Genomic DNA, 1,399 nt, shown 5'->3' with positions numbered 1-1,399 from the left:
CTGACGACTGCTGAGAACGTAAATACCGACGATGAGCGGGGATCGGCAGACAGCTCAGGCATCAACCCATACAGCCGGGCAATCTCGGTGACCAGAATCAGAATATCGGCCACGTCCGGAAGGGCTATATCAAGATGGGTCAGACGCACATTCTCCGGCAGCAACGGCGTCAGGCTAAGCCGATCTTCACGGATGCTCACGCAGAACAGGCGATCCTCACCATGAGTAATGGCAAGCTCCGTCACCGCACGACCGGCGCGGTAATAGGTCATCACCATTCTCTTCACCTCCGTCATGTTCGTACGAAAGCTGCTGATAAACTCATAAAATGCTTTTGAGCGTTCGATCCTGTCCGTGGCCGTCACGTTAAACAGGTGCTGTCCTTTACTCATCTGCTCTCCTCAGGGATTGTTTTCTTTACCAGGCCGCTCAGCAGCAACGGCAAAAAGTAATTCTCCATCAGGTTTCCTTAAATGTGTGAGAGGGCACTGACCGTGCCTCACAGGCTGAGGCGGAGCGCAACAACGTGAGCACCGAACAGCCTGTGAGGCACGGTCAGGAAAGGTATTTAATCCAGCGTTTTCTGTCGGTTAAGGGGGAGATCCGGCTCAGGCTCCGGCCGGTCGTGGCGGATAATGTTCACCTCATCGTTCATGTGTTCGGGAACTTTCGCTGCCTCTTCCGGCTCCCTGTCACGCTCCTGAGCCAGCTGCAGGGCTTCTTCCTGCGTCAGTTCCAGCGCGGCTTCCTTCAGCTGTACTTCTTCCGAAGTCAGTTCAGCATCAGGCTCGTCTGCATTTTCAGGCTGCAGTACCGGTTCGCGATCTTTCAGGGCATCCTCTGCTGCTTTCTGCAGGTCAGCTTCGCTCCTGACGGTCATTTCCTCACCTGCAGGTGCCGCATCGTCCTGCATGGCCGGGCGCTCCGTACGCATCACCACCGGGCTGTGCGGGTGTTCCTCCATCAGCCGGATAGCCTCTTCCGGCGTGGCTGCTTCAAGCACGGCGGCACGACCTTCGCCTTTCTGCAGCACAATACGGGTGCCGTCAGTGGCCCCTTCGTAGCGGGCGTTCTCCACATCCAGCGTACCGGTCGCAGGAGATACCGGTACGTGCCAGTTCCCGCGGTGGCGACCATGCTCATTGATTACCGGCCACATCACGGCTGGCGACCTGCCTGACAGAAAACGGGCATCTGCGGTCAGGGTGCTGTCCGTGCGCAGGGCAAGGCGGGTCTCCGCCACCGGCAGGCTGCTGTCCCACAGCCGCACCTCCCTGTCCGCACGAACGTCCTCCGTGCGCATCATCACGTCATGCACGGTCTGGCGTTTACCGCTGTTACGCTCAACCAGCCCCGTCCACTTGTTCAGGTCATCCACGTATGACTGCACGTGCTCTTT

Annotated in this window: 2 protein-coding genes; both read right to left on the bottom strand. The window is 58.3% G+C overall.

Annotation, left to right across the window (positions count from 1 at the left end):
* Nucleotides 1–392: hypothetical protein (locus GSQ70_RS00870; RefSeq protein ID WP_199257206.1), on the bottom strand; the 392-nt coding region annotated here is incomplete at its 3' end.
* Nucleotides 393–568: 176 nt separating this feature from the next.
* The coding region (locus GSQ70_RS00865) for a conjugative transfer relaxase/helicase TraI domain-containing protein (RefSeq protein WP_304623048.1) at nt 569–1,399 on the bottom strand (831 nt) is incomplete at its 5' end.

The organism is Pantoea sp. BAV 3049, assembly GCF_009765445.1.
GTDB lineage: Bacteria > Pseudomonadota > Gammaproteobacteria > Enterobacterales > Enterobacteriaceae > Erwinia.
This window is presented reverse-complemented; position numbering and strand designations above follow the sequence as displayed.